This window comes from Teichococcus aerofrigidensis (assembly GCF_054073225.1).
Map to the genome: position 1 here is coordinate 1 of NZ_JBSXMU010000286.1, position 608 is coordinate 608.

General features: G+C 79.8%; 1 protein-coding gene and 1 pseudogene. Both read right to left on the reverse strand.

Annotated elements, in window-relative coordinates:
* The coding region (locus tag ACVMLK_RS21265; RefSeq protein WP_457487572.1) for a glycosyltransferase at nt 1-427 on the reverse strand (427 nt) is incomplete at its 3' end.
* Nucleotides 427-608 (reverse strand): annotated as a pseudogene (locus ACVMLK_RS21270) (non-hydrolyzing UDP-N-acetylglucosamine 2-epimerase); the annotation flags it as partial. The gene ACVMLK_RS21265 and the pseudogene ACVMLK_RS21270, both read right to left, overlap by 1 nt.

The following is a 608-nucleotide window of genomic DNA, read 5'->3' on the forward strand; positions in this document are numbered from 1 at the left end:
GGGAAGGATAGTGCTCATGCACGTCCAGCACCACGCGCGCGCCGTTGCGCCGCGCCGCCAGGATCGCCGCCAGCCAGGCATCGGGCTCGCTGGCATGCAGCACGGCGGCGCCGCTGTCGGCGGTGCGGCGGGCCAGGGCCGGGATGTTGCGCAGCCGCCCGAGCCAGCCGGCGGCGCGGCGATAGGGCGCGATGGCGACGCCATGCCGTGCCTCGCCACCGACCGCGCCGGCGGCGGCCGGGCAGATATGGCGCACCCGCCAGCCGGCCGAGACCAGGGTGGCGCCCTCCTTGCCGACGACGCGCACATCGGCCGGCGGATGCGCCGCCGAGAGCATGCAGACCAGGGGTGGCGGCAGGCCGGGGGGCATCATCGTCACGGCGGCGGAGGCCGCGGGCCGTGCCGCCGGGGCGGCTCCATCGGGCATCAGGCGGCCCTCCCCAGCGGGGTGGGCAGGACCTCGGCGAGATGCGCGGCCATGCGCCCGCCCGCCCGGCCATCCCAGAGCGGGAGCGGCCGGGCGCGCGGCCAGGCGCCGGCCAGCACCGCCGCCACCGCCTCCGGCAGGTCCCGCGGCGTGACCCGGCGGTTGCCCCCCCGCGCCCGCG